Below are 16,179 nucleotides of genomic sequence, written 5' to 3'. Positions count from 1 at the left end.
GAGGTAGAGCCTGGTCAGGGCATGTCGCGCCATGTCGGGATGGTGGCGTGTTGTCCGGGTGCAGGTGCGTCGGCATCGTGTGGCGTGGCCGTGCGGTCACGAACATCGCGCGAAAACACAGGAAGTCCATTCACAGCCCAAGGGGATGATTTGTTAAACCGAAGTATGCTGTGCCGTCGTTCGGTGAACGCCGCAGTGGTTGCGCTGATGCTGCTTTCCGGCAGTGTCGTCGCGGTTGCGCCGACTCCGGCAGAGGCCGCCGCAGTACTGACTGCAGGCATGACCGGTCCTCGCCCATCGGCGACCCGGATTCCATTCTCGATCTCCGACAAGGTGTCCGCGTCGGTCGACGTCGGTACCGGCAATCTGCTGGTCACGACCTCCGACCTGGCGCTGCCCGGCATCCAGGGCGATCTTCAGCTGGGTCTGACCTACAACAGCCTGCGTCTGGGCACGGGCGCCGCGCTGCCGTCCGGATCGGCCGGCGCAGGATGGGCGATGAGGGTCGGCCAGGACACCAAGGTGGTCCTGAACTCCGACAACTCCGTGCTCTACCTCGCGCCCGAAGGCCGCGAGGGCCTGTTCCAGCCCTCCGGTGCGACGGCGTACACGGCACCTGCCGGTTTCAAGGTCGCGATGGTGAAGACCGCCTCGGGCTGGACGATCACCGACCACGACAGCAACTCGGTGTCGGCGTTCGACTCGACCGGACGGCTGGTGTCGATCAGGGACCGCAACGCCCAGACCTCCACGTTCACCTACACCTCCGGCAAGCTGACCCAGATCGTGTCGACCCGCGGCGGTACCGGTGCCCGGACGGCGAACCTCACCTGGTCGGGCAACCTCACCACCATCGCCCAGACCGGCGACGAAGGCACTCCCCGCAGCGTCGTCTACACCTACACCTCAGGCAAGCTGACCAAGATCACTGACCCGACCTCGCGGGACACCCGCTTCGGCTACGACGCGACCACCGGCGATCTGACCACGATCACCAACGGCGCCGGCAAGCAGACGGCCATCCAGTACGACACCTCGCACCGGGTCAAGAAAGTGACCCAGGAGAACCCGGCCGGCGGCGCGGCAACCCGATTCACCTACTACTCCGCCGGGGAGACGCTGGTCGCGAGCCCGAACAACACCGAGGCCACTCCCGCCAACGGCCCGCAGACCGACTACTTCCTCAACGCCCAGGAACTCGTGACGTCCGTGACCGACCCGCTCGGCCGGGGACGGGCCAAGACCTACACCCCGTTCCACGACGTCGCGACCTCGACCAGCGGCACCGGAGGCGTCACCGTCTTCGGGCACGACCCGGCCGTGAACGCCGGTGAGTCGCTGACCAGCATCACGTCGCCGACCGGGGCGAAGTCCACCGCCACCTACGCCAACACCGGAGCGGCGAGGTACCTGCCGTCCGGCGGTACCGATGAACAGGGCAACAACAAGCTGCTCACCTACGACGGCGCCGGCAACCCGCTCAGTTCGACCAACGCCACCGCGAGCGCGACTTCGAAGGTCGACTACAACGCCGACGGCACCCTCAACACCTCCACCGACCCGCGCGACAACCTCACCGACTACACCGCCAACACCGATCACCAGGTCACCGACATCACCCCGCCGGCCGGCTCGAGCCTGGCACCGACGGTGATCTCCTACGACGGGTTCGGACGGCTGCACGCAGTCCGCGACGGTCGCGGACTGCGCACGATCTACGCCTACGACCGCGCCGATCGGGTCAAGACCATCCAGTACTCCGACACCACGCCCGACGTGGCCTTCACCTACGACGATGCCGGGAACGTGCTCACCCGGACCGACGCCTCGGGCACGACGACGTTCACCTACGACGCTCAGAACCGGGTCACCTCGCGCACCGCGACCTCCGGCGGCGGCACACTGTCCTACGGCTACGACAAGGCAGGCAACCTGACGTCGAAGACCGACGCCCGCGGTACCACCGGCTACGTGTACGACGCGGCCAACCAAGTCACCGAGATGACCCTGCCGAACGGGCAGAAGACCGCTTTCGCCTATGACGACAACGGCAAGCGCACCGACACCTGGTTCAACGCCAACGCCTCCCGAACCACCTTCGCAGCCCACACGAAAACCGTCTTCGACAAGGCCGGTCGGATCTCACGGACCTGGACCTCACGCGCGTCCAACGACGCGACCAAGACGTTCGACACGGGGTTCTGCTACTCGCCCCACGTCGCCGGGCAAGCGTGCCCGTCGGCATCGGCCGGCACCGACACAGGTCTGATCAAGTGGTCGACCGACAACTTGAACTCCGCGCTGTCTCTCTACAGCTATGACACCTCCAACCGGCTCACCGCGGTCTCGAACCTCGGCGGTCACGACTACGCCTACACCTACGACAAGGCCGGCAACAGGCTCACTGCGAAGGTCGACGGCACCACCGCGCAGACCCTGACCTACAACACGGGCAACCAGATCTCGAACACCGGCTACAGCCATGACGCCGCCGGGAACCGCACCGCCGACCCGACCCGGGGCAACTTCACCTACAACGCGGCAGGCCAAACCACCGCCCGTACTCAAGGATCGTCTTCGAGCACCTACACATGGGGCGGTGGCGACCAGAACGAGCTCGTCTCCTCCACCACCGGGGGGAGCACAACGAGCTACGTCTACGGACGCAACGACACCAACGGTGTCCCGATGCTGCAGTCGATCACCAAAGACGGTCAAACCAGCTACATCGACACCGACCCCACCGGTTCCCCCATCGCCTTGCACACCCCTGCCGGAGTCCACTACTACGCGCTCGACAACCAGGGCAGCCCGGTCAACCTGATCACCAACGCCGGAGCCGTGTCCGCCACCTACACCTACGACCCCGCCGGAAAACAGCTCAGCGCCACCGGAACCGCAGCCTCGTCCAACCCCATTCGTCACACCCGAGGTCTGCTCGACGAGAACACCGGTTGGCTCAAACACGGCGTCCGCTGGCACGACTCGGCCACCGGCAACTGGACTGCTCTCGACCCCATCAGCCTGATCCTCGAGCCCGACATCGCCAGCCGGTACGCCTACGTCGGCGGCAACCCCGTCAACCGCGTCGACCCCACTGGCCTGTACGCCGATACCTCAAGGGCGTGTCTCGCCGGCGCCGTGGGTGCTGCCATCTACGCGTGGCCCGCCGGCCCTGGAGCTGTGACCGCCGCTGCTGCCGGAGCGTGCTTGACCGGCGTCATCACGAACTGGATATCGAACGGGCTCGGCGATTGATCCCACAACGAGGCCGTCCCTCAACACGCCGTATCGACAGGTGCTGAGGAAGTAGCCGCGGCACCCGCACAAATATCAGGGGTCATCGCGAGAAAGGTGGTCACCTGGTTTCGGCCAGGAGCGTGGTCGGGCGCTCGGCTGGGGTGTCCCAGTCGAGCGCTTTGCGTGGGCGGTGGTCCGGTTGTGCGGCATGACTTCCGGCAGACCTGCAAGAACCGCCATCACATGTGTCTTCGATGCGACCGCGGTGATGCGCCGCCGCCGCAGGCAGGCTCGGTCGGCTTTGGAGGAGTGGGCCTTGTCCGCGGCCACCGCACGGGAACGAGTCCGGAGTTGACCAGCTTGTTCGTCCCAGCCCCCGAGGAGAAGCTGCCTGCGCACGGACGGCTGCGGGTTCCGAGCCCCACTTCGGCACGAAGGTGTCGGGACACACCGCGAGACGCCGCCGCAGAGCGGGCAAACTGCGTCGGGCAAGCGTGCCGAGCCGGTATGCCTGTTCATGGCCGAAATCGCGGTTGCCGAGCAGGTAGGTCACGTGATCCTGGCCCGGAACCCATCTCCTTCAGCAGAAGCGCCGAGGAGGATTCCCGGTTCGCCAGGACGATGGCCGCATCGAGGGGTGTCGAGCGAATCAACGTCGTAGGCCCGCACGTTGAGCCGGCGCTTCTCCTGGCGTCGTGCTACCTCCCGTTCGGGAGCCTTCGGCCACGCGGCCAGAACGACCTGAACGCAGATGATCTCTCCTGGGGCCTCGCCGTTCGGACCGGTGAGCCTCTTCGGGTACTCGCTGTCGCCCTTGCCCTGGGTGGTCTTTTACGCCGAAAGCTCCCGTGCGCTCGTGCCGGCCGGCACGAAGGTGGTCTGCTCCTCGGCGACAACGACGCCGTCGAACCCGCCGGTGGACGTTCCGGAACCACCGGGCATGTGCAAGCGTGGTCGTGCCCAGCCCAGGTCGCGTGTCGGCTGCGGTGGACCGGAACACGTGACGAATCCCGCGTTGTCAGGTGGCCCGCTGTTACCGCGTTCACGATCTTGATGGTCGCGCTCTCACTGGCGAACATAGGCCGGTTGGCGGTAATTGGGGTGATCTGACAACGTTGTCATTCGCCTGTAACTGCAACCAACTCAGTGTGGTGGCAGCGTGAGAGCGTTTCTGCGCGCCGACGACGCGCAGCGCTTTCGCGACAGCGCCCTGACCTGCCAAAACAGGTTGGAAAAGGCTCGCTGCTCCCGCGATCATGACTTCCTGTGTTCAGATGAACACGGGATCAGTCCCGGGTTTGCGTGTTGGAGTTCCCCTTCCAGAGTGACCCAGTCGACTGCGCCGCCGAACACCGGGCTGCCGGGTTCGAGCAGTCGTCCTGCTGCAAGAGCGCCTACCGGCACCGGGTCGAACCCGATGTCCGCCAGGAACTCCGCCACCAGCGCGAGAGCGGCCGGGTCGTCGCCGGCGACGCCGAGTGCGCGGTCGGCGGGTGGTCAGTGGTTCATCGCGTCCACGACGACCTTGCCTGCGAACGGCGCCGGGTCGAGCTCGCCGAACCGGTGCCACGGGATCGCGAGGATCACGAGCCCGACGTCCGTGACCGATCGGTCCGCTCGCATGTGCGGACTGCGTGGAGATAGTCCACGGACGGGGGTGTTTGGATCGCGACCAGAATGGTGAGGTGAATGCGGCCGCAGCATGTATCCGCAGCTCAACGCCCGGTTCCGGGTCATTGTCGAATCCCGAAAGGGAAGGCTAGCCTAATTATCGTTCGAATTGCGGGCCGTGGTGAGCGGTGGCATCGTCCGAATCACCGGACCACATTCCCACCACGGATCACAGGAGCGGACATGACCACCCTCGAGAACCCGGCGATGCCCGCCGTCCACGAGTGCACCGTGAGCGGCTGCTCCTACAACCACGACGGCTGCCACGCCTTCGCGATCACCGTGCGCGGTGACAACGGGGCTGCCGACTGCGGCACGTTCATCCCGCTGAGCACCAAGGGCGGCCTGGACAAGGTGATGGCCCAGGTGGGCGCCTGCACCCGGACCGACTGCGTGCACAACGCGTCGCTGGAGTGCACCGCGCAGAGCGTGCGGGTCGGGCAGGGCGAAGGCGACCACATGGCCAACTGCCTGACCTACCAGCCGCGTTGAGCTCGTAGCGCTCGAACAGCACCGCGGTCACGCATCCGGCGTGGCCGCGGTGCCGTCGTTCAAGCAGGGGCAGACGGCGTGCCGCGCACCGCCGCTAGTGCTCCAGGCCGAGGGCCAGCGTCAGCTCCAGCACCCGCTGCGGTGACCCGAGGTCCGGGAACAGGTCCCGCAGCTGCTGCATCCGGTACCGCACCGTCTGCGGGTGCACGAACAACGCCGTCGCCACCTCTTCCCGCCGCCCCTGGTGCAGCAGCCACGCCCGCAACGTCTCCTCCAGCCGGCGCGCCGAGTTCTCCGGCAGCGCGCGCAAGGGGGCCAACGCGCGTGCGCGCAGGTCGGCGTACGCGTCGGCATCGGCGGTCAGCACCAGTTCGACCAAGTGCTGCTCGGTGTCACGGATGTCCGCCGACACCGCACGCGCGCGCAACGCCCGTGCGTATGAGGCTGACGCACGCACCCAAGGTCGCGCGGGACCGACAACGGCGCTGCGGTCGGTCAGCTGGCGCAACAGGTGCGCGCGGTCGGCGTCGGGCACCAGCAGGACGCCGGTCGCGTCCGGCAGGTCGTCCAGCACCAGCGTGCCGGGGTCGAGCGCGCGGAACGCCGGGCGGGCCTGCGCGGCGGGCAGCAGCACCACGGTCACCGTCGTGGGCGGTGGCCAGCCGGCCCGGTTCGCCGAGGCCAGCAGCGCCTCGGCGCCCGCGCCGGTCAGCAGGTCGCGGGCGAGCTGTTCCAGGTGCCGCTCGTGGGCCATGCCGCGTGCGGCCAGCTCGTCGGCGTGACCGGCGGCCGACGCGGCGGACAGCTCGTCGATGTAGGCGAAGGTCAGCTCCGCGAACTTCGCCACCTCCTCGGCGGGCAGACCGGCCGCCACGGCGCCTTCGGCGAGCCCGCGCCAGGCCACGCGCGCACCGACGCGGTAGGCGCTGAGCAGGGCGTCCATCGAACGGCCGTCGCGGACCTCGCCGCGGCCGAGCTCGTAGGCGGCGTCGCTCGCGTCCCCACCGGTGGCCACGCCACCCGCGAGGTCCAGGTAATGTCCGAGCGCCGTGCGCACCGCACGCCGTATCGTGCCGCCCATCCGGCCCGACAGGGCACCGGCGTAGCTCGGCACCTCGTCGATGATGGCCTGCACCACCTCGTCGGCCGTGGTCTTCAGGGCCGCCCGCAGCGCGGTGACCGTCGTCTCGTCCAGGGCCAATTCGGTGGCCCGCCGCATTGCCTGAGTCACGATTTGTTCCCTGCGAACAATCTGGTCGAGCAAATTCACGTCCTGCGGACAGGACTTTACGCCCTGTGGCGCATCAAGCTGGAGTCATGACGAGTGCCGCCCTACGCAGCAGGGCGTGGAAACTGCTTGAGCTGGTCACGACGCCACTGCTGCCGTCCGACTACCTCGACCTGGTGAGCCCGCTGCGCGCGGGCGCTGACCTGCGTGGTCGCATCGAGGCCGTCCACCCCGAGACGGGGGACGCCGCGACCATCGTGATCAGGCCGGGCAGAGGCTGGCGCGGTCACGTCGCCGGCCAGTACATCCGCGTCGGTGTCGACGTCGACGGCGTGCGCCTGTGGCGCGCGTACTCGGTGACGTCACCGACGAACCGCGCCGACGGCCGCATCACGATCACCGTCAAGGCCATCCCGGACGGCAAGGTGAGCAACCACCTGGTCCGCAAGGCCAAGCCGGGCATGGTGATCCACCTCGACCAGGCCACCGGCGAGTTCGTGCTGCCCGCCGCGAAGCCCGCCAAGGTCCTCTACCTCACCGCCGGCAGCGGCATCACGCCCGCGATGGGCATGCTGCGCGACACCCGGCTCGACGACGTGGTGATGATCCACTCCGCGCCACGCGAAGAGGACGTCATCTTCCGCAACGACCTGCACGACCTCGTCGCCGACAAGGCGCTGCGGCTGCTGGAGCTGCACACCGACACCCACGGCATGCTCGACGTCGCCCGGCTCGAGGACCTCGTGCCCGACTGGGCCGAGCGCGAGACCTGGGCCTGCGGTCCCGCGGGCCTGCTCGACGCCGCCGAAGCGCACTGGGCCCGGCACGGCATCCCCGAGCGCCTGCACACCGAGCGGTTCCGCCCGACCGTCGTCGTCGCCGGCGAGGGTGGCGAGGTCACGTTCGGCACCACGGGCAAGACCGTCGAGGCCGACGGCGCCACCCCGCTGCTGGACGTCGGCGAGAGCGCCGGCGTGCTGATGCCCTCCGGGTGCCGCATGGGCATCTGCTTCGGCTGCGTCACGCCGCTCAAGTCCGGTGCCGTCCGCGACCTGCGCACCGGCGAGATCACCGAGGCAGAGCCGGGCGTGCTCGTGCAGACCTGCGTGTCCGCTGCCGCGGGTCCGTGCGAGCTCGAACGCTGACCCGCACCCCACCACAGACATCCTTCCCCCGCGAAGCGGCCCACCTCCAGCCGCCGAACCCCTCGAAAGCGAGCTCCATGACCGCCATCGACCCCACCGCCCACCTCACCGACGAGCAGATCGAGGAGCTCGGCCGCGAGCTCGACGCCATCCGCGACGAGGTGATCGCGAGCCGCGGTGAGAAGGACGCCGCCTACATCCGCAAGGTGATCTCGGTGCAGCGCAAGCTGGAGCTGACCAGCCGCGGCATCCTGCTGTTCTCGATCTTCCCGCCCGCGTGGCTCATCGGCACCGCCGGCCTGTCCGTGGCGAAGATCCTGGAGAACATGGAGATCGGTCACAACGTCCTGCACGGGCAGTGGGACTGGATGCGCGACCCGAAGATCCACTCCACCACCTGGGAGTGGGACCACGTCTCGCCGGCCGACCAGTGGAAGCACTCGCACAACGAGCTGCACCACACGTACACCAACGTGATCGGCAAGGACAACGACCTCGGCTACGGCATCATGCGCGTCGACGAGGACCAGAAGTGGCACCCGATGCACCTGGGCCAGCCGCTGTGGAACTTCATCAACGCCTGCTTCTTCGAGTACGGCATCGCCGCCTACGACCTGGAGCTCGGCAAGAACCTGCACAAGCGCCGCCGCAACAACCCCGAGTTCCGCGCCCGCGCCAAGGCGGTCGGCCGCAAGATCCGCAAGCAGGTGCTCAAGGACTACGTGATCCACCCGCTGCTGTCGGGTCCGTCGTTCCTCACCACGCTCGCCGCGACGTTCACCGCGAACCTGGTCCGCAACCTGTGGTCGCACTCGGTGATCATGTGCGGTCACTTCCCCGAGGGCGTGCAGGTCTTCGAGCGCCGCTCGATCAGGGGCGAGACCCGCGGCCAGTGGTACCTGCGCCAGATGATGGGCTCGGCGAACATCAGCGGCAGCAAGGCCATGCACATCATGACCGGCAACCTGTCGCACCAGATCGAGCACCACCTGTTCCCGGACCTGCCGAGCAACCGGTACGCCGAGGTCGCGGTCAAGGTGAAGGCCCTGTTCGAGAAGTACGAGCTGGACTACGTCAGCGGACCGCTGCCCAAGCAGGTGTTCTCCGCGTGGCACAAGGTCTTCCGGCTCTCGCTGCCGAACAAGAAGGTCAAGCAGACGACGAAGAAGTCCGAGAAGGAACTGGTCGCCGCCTGAGCACCTGGCCAAAAGCTTTGTCCGCCCCCTCGTTGCTGCTCAGGCGTCTGCAAGTACGACTTGGGGCGTCAAAGGCACGACAGCTGGCAACCTGCTCAGAAGGTGCCGTGTCTTCCGGCGCCGTCCGTGAACCGGGCGGCGCCGGCCGCACCCTCACGGGCCACGACCGGCACACCGGCCGCGCCTTCCGCGCGCAACGCCTCCGCGAGCGGCAGGTCGAGCCCCGCGTAGGTGGACGCCCGGTCCGCGAGCACGCACTCGAGCGGGAACCCGGCGATCTGCTCGGCCAGCTCCAGCGCCGCCGCGACCGCCTGACCGGGTTCGACGACCCGGTTGGCCAGTCCCATCGCGAGCGCCTCGTCGGCGGCGACCGGGCGGCCGGTGAGGATCAGGTCCAGCGCCCGGCCCAGGCCGACGACCCTGGGCAGCCGGACCGTGCCGCCGTCGATCAGCGGCACGCCCCAGCGCCGGCAGAACACCCCGAACACCGCGTCGCTCTCCACGACCCGCAGGTCCGCGAGCAGCGCCAGCTCCAGCCCGCCCGCCACGGCGTGCCCGCTGACGGCCGCGATCAGCGGCTTGCTCAGCCGCAACCGGGTCGGCCCCATCGGACCGCCACCGCCGCCCGCGGGGTCGAGCTCGTTGCGCCGCGCGGGATCGCCGACCGACGTCAGGTCCGCGCCCGCGCAGAACGTGCCGCCCGCACCGGCCAGCACCGCCACCCGTTGCGCGGGGTCGGCCTCGAACGCCCGGAACGCCTCCAGCAGCTGCGCGGCCATCGGGCCGTCGACCGCGTTGCGCCGGTCCGGGCGGTCCAGCCAGATCAGCGTGGTGGTGCCGGACACCTCGACGCGGACGTCCTCCACGAACCCTCCCTCAGCGCGGAACGGACTGGGTGAAGGCGAACACCCCGTCCGGGTCGTACCTGCGCGCGACGTCCCGCAACCGGGCCAGGTTGTCGCCGTAGTACGCCTCGGCCCATCGTGGCAGCTGCGGGTCGATGTAGTTGACGTAACCGGAGTCGCCGACCAGCTCGCCGAGCCCGTCGCGCACCTGGCCCATCGCCTGCGCGGTCGCGGTGGCGTCGGTCGGCGGTGTCTTGAAGTAGACCTGCGCGCAGGCCAGCGCGGTGCGGTGGGGGAACGCGGTGGCGGCCGGCGCGACATCGGACACCGCGCCTCCCAGGCCGTCGAAGATCAGGTACGACTCGCTGGACTGGCCGTTCATCAGCGCCACGGCCCGCGCGGGGTCGCTGATCGGCTTCTGCACGATCCGCGACGACGCCACGAACGACTCGTGCTGGATCCCGGTGCCCGCGAAGTACTGCGTGGCCTCGGGGTAGCTCTGCGGCTGGACGAACCGGGACGCGGGCGCGGGCAGCGCCGCCAGCAGCGAGGTCAGCTCGCCGGGGGTGCCGACGAAGCAGCCGCCGACCCGGCAGGTCGGCTCGGCGGCACCGCGCACCACGACGTTGGACCACAGCTCGTTCGGCGCCTGCGCGATCCAGCCCTGCCACGCGCCGAGCACGTCGGCGACACCGGCGTTGTACTGCAACGAGAAGACGGTGACCTGCGGCGCGGGCACCGTGCCGAACACGAGCTCGGTGACGATCGCGAAGTTCCCGCCGCCACCGCCGCGCAACGCCCAGAACAGGTCTGGCTCCTGCTCGGCCGAGGCGGTGACGACCCGGCCGTCGGCGGTGACCGCCGTGGCCGAGACCAGGTGGTCGCAGGTCAGCCCGTACTTGCGGGCGAGGACGCCGATCCCGCCGCCGAGCGTGAGACCGGCGACGCCGACGGTCGGGCACGTGCCGGTGGGCAGGCACCGGCCGGACGCGGCGAGCACCCGCGCCACCTCGCCGAGCTGGGCGCCGGCCCCGACGCGGACCCGGTCACCGGGCAGCACCTCCACCGCGGCGAGCTCGCGCAGGTCGACCTGCAGGCCGTCCTCCGGCGAGGAGTAACCCGCGTAGCTGTGGCCACCGCCGTGGGCGGCGATCGGCACCCGCCGCCGGGCCGCCTCGACGCACGCCCGCACGTCGTCGGCCGACGCACAGCGCGCGACGGCGGCGGGGGTGCGCTGGTTCCACACCGGGTTGAAACCCTGGTAGGTGAACCCCTCCTGGTCGGGCAGCAGCAGCTGACCGGACAGCCGCGCCCGCAGCGCCGCCCAGTCCGGCGGTCCACTCGGAACGGACGAACTGGACGGTGCGGCCGCTGCCGGCGTCGGGGTCGAGGTCGGCGTCGGGGGAGGGGCGCCGGTGCAGGCGGCCAGCGCGGTGGCGGCGCCCGTCAGCCCGGCGGCCAGGAGGAAGCTGCGTCGATCGACTGCCACGCGGCCATCGTGGCACGACGTGATCATCACGGCATGTCGTGATCACCCGTGGCGTTCGGCGAGCGGGTGTCGTCTACTTGTGCCCATGGCAATCGTCTCTCCTGGCTTCTCCGGGCGGCGCCGGTCCTCCGACGTGCAGCTCCCGCCAGGGCAGTACCTGGCAGAGGACTTCCCGGTCCTCACCGCGGGCCCGACGCCGCGGGTGCCGACCGACCGGTGGGAGCTGACCATCAGCACCGAGGCCGGGCACAGGCACGTCTGGTCGTGGCAGCAGCTGATGGAGCTGCCGGCCGAGAAGATCACGACGGACATCCACTGCGTCACCAAGTGGTCGAAGCTCGGCACGCGGTGGAAGGGCGTCTCGCTCGACGTGCTGCTGGAGGAGGTCGAGACGGCGGCGGACTTCGCGCTCGTCCAGTCCTACGGCGGCTACACGACGAACCTGCCGCTGGAGGACCTGCTCGACGGGCAGGCCTGGATCGCCTACCGCTACGACGGCGACGAGATCACGCCCGAGCACGGCGGTCCGGCCCGGTTGCTGGTGCCGCACCTGTACTTCTGGAAGTCGGCGAAGTGGGTCCGCGGGATCCAGTTGCTGCTGGAGGACGAACCGGGGTTCTGGGAAACCGCCGGTTATCACGACTACGGAGATCCATGGCGCGAACAGCGGTATCAGGGCGACTGACCTGGCGGGTGGCCTCGGTCGCCGAGAACAGGGCCATCACCGCGAGCGCGCGCAGCCTCGTGCTCGACGTGCCGGACTGGCCGGGTCACCTGGCCGGCCAGCACGTCGACGTGCGGCTGACCGCCGAGGACGGCTACTCGGTGCAGCGCAGCTACTCCATCGCCTCCGCACCCGACGGCAACCGGGTCGAGCTGGCCGTGCAGCGGGTGGCCGACGGCGAGGTCTCGCCGTACCTGTGCGACGTGCTCTCCCCAGGCGACCAGGTGGAGCTGCGCGGCCCGGTGGGCGGCTGGTTCGTCTGGCGCGCGACCGATCCGGCACCGGTGCTGCTCGTCGCGGGCGGCTCCGGCATCGCGCCGCTGATGGCGATGGTCCGCGCGCGGGCCGAGCAGGGCAGCCGCGTGCCGTTCCGGCTGGTGTACTCGGTGCGCACGCCCGAGGACGTGTACTTCGCCGACGAGCTGCGCCGGCGTGCCCGCGAGGACGCCGGTCTGGACGTGCACCTCGTGCACACGCGGCGGGTCCCGGACGGCGCGCCGGAACCGAAGCGGATCGGCGTGGCCACGTTGAACACGCACGGCTGGCCACCGGACTTCACCCCGAACTGCTTCGTGTGCGGGCCCACCGGCTTCGTCGAGACGGTGGCCGACATCCTGGTGGCACTGGGCCACGACCCCCGACGTGTGCGCACCGAGCGCTTCGGCTGACAGGAGACCACCGATGAGCGACGACCACGTCGACGGCAACGCGCTCGCGGGCGACCTGCGGGAGATCTTCGCCGTGGACCTGACCGCGGCGACCGGCCGGTGCGCCGGCTGCGGCCACCGGGGCTCGGTGGCGGCGCTGCGGGTCTACCGCAACGCGCCGGGCCTGGTGGCGCGCTGCCCCGAGTGCGAGGAGGTCGTGCTGCGGCTGGTGCGCGGGCCGGACCGGGCGTGGCTGGACCTGCGCGGCACGGTGAGCCTGGAGATCCCGCTGGGCTCGTGACCCGCGGCTTCGGCCGGGGCCTGCGGCCGGCCTGTGACTGCGGCTTCGGCCGTGACCCGTGGCTCAGCCCGGAGGTGCCCCGGCCTTGTCGCGGGACGCGTGGCTTAGGCGCGTGACCGGTTCGCGACGACCGCGGCGAGGCCGAGGAACGCCGCGAACATCCCGTACGCGAACACGAGGTCGCCGGCCGACACGAGGGCACCGCCGACGGCACGGCCGAGCAGACCGCCGAACGCCTCGGCGGTGATCACCGCGGTGGCCAGCTCGGTCGCGCCGAACCGCGCACCGGTCGTGCACCGCAGGTACAGGCCGGGGTAGGCCAGGCCGACCCCGGCGCCACCCAGCGTCCACGCCACCACAGCCGTGGTGAAGACCGGTGCTCCCACCGCGAGCACGCCCACCCCCGCGGCGGTGAGCGCGAGGCCGAGTGCCGGGGGTGGCTCCCGGCCGGCGCGGCGCAGCCGGGGCACGGTCAGGCTGGTCAACGCCCACGCCAGCGGAGCCGCGCTGAGGACCACGGCCGCGCGCGCCATCGTCGAGCCGTAGCCGTCGGTCAGCAGGATGGTGACCAGGCTGTCCGCGCCGAAGTAGCCGACCGCGAACAACGTCATCGCCACCAGCGCCGCCGGTGCGCCCCGGCGTGCGCGCAGCGTGCCCGCGGGCATGATCGACGCGACACCGGCCAGGGCGACCGCGATGCCGGCGGCCCCGAGCCACCACCGGTTGCCGAACACGACCACGCCCACCCCGAGCGGGACGAGCAGGGTGCGCCACAGCGGCCGGTCCGCGCCGCGGTCGACCGGGCCGGACGCCGCCCGCAGGACCAGCACCCGCCCGGCGACCACGACCGGTACCGGCGCGAGCAACGTCCACCGCCACCCGACCAGGTGCTCCAGCGCGAGGGTGGCCGCCGGCCCGGCGAGCGCGGGCAGGACCCACATCGCCGACGACGCCGCGATCACCCGCACCCGCCACTGGTCGTCGAGGTGCTGGATGGCGGCGCTGATGCCGAACACCGCCAGCAGCCCGCTCGCGCACCCGGCGGCGAACTGCCCCGCCGCGAACACCCAGGCCGACATCGCGGTCGCCGCCGTCGCGGTGCCGGCGGGGTAGGCGAGCACGCCGATGGCGAGCGTGCCGCGCGCGCCCGTCAGGCCGAGGACGCGGGTGGCCAGCGGCAGCGCCACGAACAGGCCCAGCGTGGCACCCGAGATCAGCAGCTCCACCGAGGTGCGCGCGTCGAGGTCGCGCACGACCGCCGGCAGCAGCGTGGAGGACACGAAGGTCGCCACGGCGGCCGCGAACTCCAGCGAGACGATGCCGATGGCCAGCGTCAGCGCAGGCGTCCGTGGCGTCGTCACGTGCAGAGCTCGCGGTCCAGCGCGTTGACCTGCACCCACACCCCGTCCGGATCGCGCACCCGCAGCGACCGCCCGTGGCTCTCGTCCAGCACCGGCCCCGGCGCGAACCCCGCCAGCCGCAGCCGCCGCGCCACGTCCTCCAGCGGCTCGTCGGTCTCGAACGCCAGCTCGCACGTTCCCGCCGCGACGTCCTTCGCGTCGTGCAGCGCGACCATCCCGGAGGCGGCCGGCAGCTCGACCCAGGCGCCCGGCCGGGACTCCGCACCCGGTCGCAGGCCCAGTGCCAGGTAGAAGCGCCGTGCCGCGGCGACGTCCGCCGTGTAGCGGATGGGCACCACTCTCATCGCCGTCCTCCCTCGTCCAGCTGGCGCAGGTAGCTCTCCAGTGCCAGCTCCACGAACGCCGACAGCGACACGTCCGCGTCGACCGAGGCGTGCTTGACCCGTCTCACCAGTGCGGCGGGGAGGTAGATGTTGAACTGCTGCTTCTCTCCGGCCATGGCTACTATGCTAGCAAACTAGCTCCACCGGTGTCACTCGTCGTCTCTTTCTGTCCACATTGGACTGTCTCAACGCGACACATCCTCTGCGGCTGAAGAAGACCTGGGGGTCCGTCACAGGTTTGGGATCGGCGATCTGCGGGCAACCGCGCTTTGCGCTAGGTTCGAAATCGGGTTCAGCATGCAGCCCTTTGCGTACGGTCTATTCCGTTCGGAAAGGATGGCTTCACGCCATGAGGATTGCGATGCTCACCGTCCAGGACGCGCCTGGCTGGCGCGAGGTGCACGTCACCGGGTTGTCCGGGGCGTTGACCGCGCTGGGGCACGACGTGACCGTCCACCACCAGCCGCCCGACCTGCCGGAGACCCAGCTGGGCCGGTACGTCGACGAGCTGCGGTCCGAATGGGAGAGCGCACGGCCCGAGGTCGTGCACGCGCACTTCTGGCGCCCTGGTCTGGCGGCCGTGCTGGCCGCACAACCCTCCGGTGTGCCCGTCGTCCAGTCCTTCCACGGCCTCGGCGGCGGTCGCGATCAGCGCGCCGGAGTCGAACGGCTGGTGGGCAGGGAGGCGGCGCTGGTCGTCGCTACCTGCGAGCAGGAGATGCTCGACCTGGCCGCCGCGGGAATTCCACGCCGGCGGATCGCGCTCGCGTCCCGCGGTGTCGACGTCGGCCTGTTCGAGTCGCACGGCACCACCGCGGAACGATCGGAGCTGCAGCGGATCGTCACCGTCGCGGACCCGCTGGCGGACAACGGGCTGACCGACCTGGTCACGGCGTTGCCGCGGCTGCCGCGGGTCGAGCTGGTGATCGCGGGTGCGCTGTCGGCAGGGGAGGCCGACCGGGTGCGGCGGTGGGCGCACCGGCTGGGAGTCGAGAAGCGGGTACAGCTGGCCGGGTCGGTCGGCCGCGCGGAGCTGCCCGCGTTGTTGCGGTCGGCGGACGTCGTGGCGTGCGTGCCGGCGCAGGCGACGTGGGACGCGCTGCCGTTGGAGGCGATGGCCTGCGGTGTGCCCGTGGTGGCGACCGCGGTCGGCGGGCTCACCGATGCCGTGATCGACGGCGTCACCGGCGTCCTGGTGCCACCGCACGACGTGAAGCAGCTGGTCAGAAAGCTGCGGATGGTCCTGGACGACGAGACGTTCCGCATCACCTGCGGCATCGCCGGTGTGGACCGGGTCCACGCCCGCCACACCTGGCCGGACGCCGCACGCGGCGTCGAACGGCTCTACCGGCAGCTGCTCGCCACTCCCGTGCCGAGCCGCCGCTGACCTCGCAGCGGGGGTGACCCGCCGTGCGACCCGAGGAGACCGGGCACGACGTCACCGGTGCCGCCGATGC

15 protein-coding genes and 1 pseudogene are annotated in these 16,179 nt (G+C 70.3%); 8 read left to right on the top strand and 8 right to left on the bottom strand.

All coding sequences use genetic code 11. The annotated features are described in order from the left end of the window. Positions 1 to 21 precede the first annotated feature (21 nt). The gene (locus AB0A63_RS02500) at positions 22 to 3,258 is read left to right on the top strand and encodes an RHS repeat-associated core domain-containing protein (protein ID WP_360384463.1); all 3,237 of its coding nucleotides are present in this window, start codon (positions 22 to 24) and stop codon (positions 3,256 to 3,258) included. Between the two features lie 240 nt (positions 3,259 to 3,498). Here the strand turns inward: AB0A63_RS02500 and AB0A63_RS02495 are convergent. Together AB0A63_RS02495 and AB0A63_RS02490 are read right to left on the bottom strand one after the other, a co-directional pair. Beyond that, positions 3,499 to 3,600 (bottom strand): annotated as a pseudogene (locus tag AB0A63_RS02495) (IS5/IS1182 family transposase); the annotation flags it as partial. 1,137 nt (positions 3,601 to 4,737) lie between these two features. After that, positions 4,738 to 4,863 carry a hypothetical protein gene (locus tag AB0A63_RS02490; RefSeq protein WP_360384461.1) on the bottom strand — a complete coding sequence of 42 codons (126 nt, stop codon included), beginning with the start codon at positions 4,861 to 4,863 and terminating at the stop codon, positions 4,738 to 4,740. A 231-nt stretch (positions 4,864 to 5,094) separates the two neighbouring features. On the opposite strand from AB0A63_RS02490, the gene AB0A63_RS02485 reads away from it, so the two are divergent. Next, positions 5,095 to 5,403 (top strand): DUF1540 domain-containing protein, encoded by a 309-nt coding sequence (locus AB0A63_RS02485; protein WP_360384459.1) that lies wholly within the window; start codon positions 5,095 to 5,097, stop codon positions 5,401 to 5,403. 94 nt (positions 5,404 to 5,497) lie between these two features. Here the strand turns inward: AB0A63_RS02485 and AB0A63_RS02480 are convergent, their stop codons facing one another. Further along, complete coding sequence (locus AB0A63_RS02480; RefSeq protein WP_360384457.1) at positions 5,498 to 6,634, bottom strand: helix-turn-helix domain-containing protein; 1,137 nt, start codon at positions 6,632 to 6,634, stop codon at positions 5,498 to 5,500. An 86-nt stretch (positions 6,635 to 6,720) separates the two neighbouring features. Here AB0A63_RS02480 and AB0A63_RS02475 point away from each other — a divergent pair, with 86 nt between their 5' ends. Both AB0A63_RS02475 and AB0A63_RS02470 read left to right on the top strand, forming a co-directional pair. Further along, entirely contained in the window at positions 6,721 to 7,776 is a 1,056-nt protein-coding gene (locus tag AB0A63_RS02475) for a ferredoxin reductase (RefSeq protein WP_360384455.1), read from the top strand. A 77-nt stretch (positions 7,777 to 7,853) separates the two neighbouring features. Then, a complete protein-coding gene (locus AB0A63_RS02470; RefSeq protein WP_360384453.1) occupies positions 7,854 to 8,972 on the top strand; it encodes an acyl-CoA desaturase in 1,119 nt (372 codons plus the stop codon). A gap of 95 nt (positions 8,973 to 9,067) precedes the next feature. Here the strand turns inward: AB0A63_RS02470 and AB0A63_RS02465 are convergent, their stop codons facing one another. Both AB0A63_RS02465 and AB0A63_RS02460 read right to left on the bottom strand, forming a co-directional pair. Continuing rightward, on the bottom strand, positions 9,068 to 9,838 hold the full coding sequence (locus tag AB0A63_RS02465) for a crotonase/enoyl-CoA hydratase family protein (RefSeq protein ID WP_360384451.1): 771 nt from the start codon (positions 9,836 to 9,838) through the stop codon (positions 9,068 to 9,070). A gap of 10 nt (positions 9,839 to 9,848) precedes the next feature. Beyond that, a complete protein-coding gene (locus tag AB0A63_RS02460; RefSeq protein ID WP_360384449.1) occupies positions 9,849 to 11,306 on the bottom strand; it encodes an FAD-binding oxidoreductase in 1,458 nt (485 codons plus the stop codon). Between the two features lie 85 nt (positions 11,307 to 11,391). Here AB0A63_RS02460 and AB0A63_RS02455 point away from each other — a divergent pair, with 85 nt between their 5' ends. From AB0A63_RS02455 to AB0A63_RS02445, 3 genes are read left to right on the top strand one after another with little or no spacing between them, the layout of a single operon-like run. Continuing rightward, the gene (locus AB0A63_RS02455) at positions 11,392 to 11,991 is read left to right on the top strand and encodes a sulfite oxidase-like oxidoreductase (RefSeq protein WP_360384447.1); all 600 of its coding nucleotides are present in this window, start codon (positions 11,392 to 11,394) and stop codon (positions 11,989 to 11,991) included. Beyond that, on the top strand, positions 11,961 to 12,698 hold the full coding sequence (locus tag AB0A63_RS02450) for a ferredoxin reductase (RefSeq protein WP_360384445.1): 738 nt from the start codon (positions 11,961 to 11,963) through the stop codon (positions 12,696 to 12,698). The genes AB0A63_RS02455 and AB0A63_RS02450 overlap by 31 nt, the downstream gene beginning before the upstream one ends. Before the next feature lie 13 nt (positions 12,699 to 12,711). Then, on the top strand, positions 12,712 to 12,978 hold the full coding sequence (locus AB0A63_RS02445) for a DUF6510 family protein (RefSeq protein WP_360384443.1): 267 nt from the start codon (positions 12,712 to 12,714) through the stop codon (positions 12,976 to 12,978). 104 nt (positions 12,979 to 13,082) lie between these two features. Here AB0A63_RS02445 and AB0A63_RS02440 read toward each other — a convergent pair whose 3' ends face one another. The 3 genes from AB0A63_RS02440 to AB0A63_RS02430 are packed head-to-tail and all read right to left on the bottom strand — an operon-like array spanning position 13,083 to position 14,838. Beyond that, the gene (locus AB0A63_RS02440; protein ID WP_360384441.1) at positions 13,083 to 14,339 is read right to left on the bottom strand and encodes an MFS transporter; all 1,257 of its coding nucleotides are present in this window, start codon (positions 14,337 to 14,339) and stop codon (positions 13,083 to 13,085) included. Continuing rightward, the gene (locus AB0A63_RS02435; RefSeq protein ID WP_360384439.1) at positions 14,336 to 14,683 is read right to left on the bottom strand and encodes a VOC family protein; all 348 of its coding nucleotides are present in this window, start codon (positions 14,681 to 14,683) and stop codon (positions 14,336 to 14,338) included. The genes AB0A63_RS02440 and AB0A63_RS02435 overlap by 4 nt, the downstream gene beginning before the upstream one ends. Beyond that, the gene (locus AB0A63_RS02430; RefSeq protein ID WP_360384437.1) at positions 14,680 to 14,838 is read right to left on the bottom strand and encodes a CopG family transcriptional regulator; all 159 of its coding nucleotides are present in this window, start codon (positions 14,836 to 14,838) and stop codon (positions 14,680 to 14,682) included. Before AB0A63_RS02430 ends, AB0A63_RS02435 begins: the two co-directional genes overlap by 4 nt. Positions 14,839 to 15,071: 233 nt before the next feature. On the opposite strand from AB0A63_RS02430, the gene AB0A63_RS02425 reads away from it, so the two are divergent. Next, positions 15,072 to 16,109, top strand: coding sequence for a glycosyltransferase (locus AB0A63_RS02425; protein WP_360384435.1), 1,038 nt, complete (start codon positions 15,072 to 15,074; stop codon positions 16,107 to 16,109). Positions 16,110 to 16,179 lie beyond the last annotated feature (70 nt).

Origin of the sequence: Lentzea sp. NPDC042327 (genome assembly GCF_040647275.1) — a bacterium.
GTDB lineage: Bacteria > Actinomycetota > Actinomycetes > Mycobacteriales > Pseudonocardiaceae > Lentzea.
The sequence above is the reverse complement of the archived record's forward strand: the minus strand, read 5'-3'. Positions and strand labels throughout refer to the sequence as shown.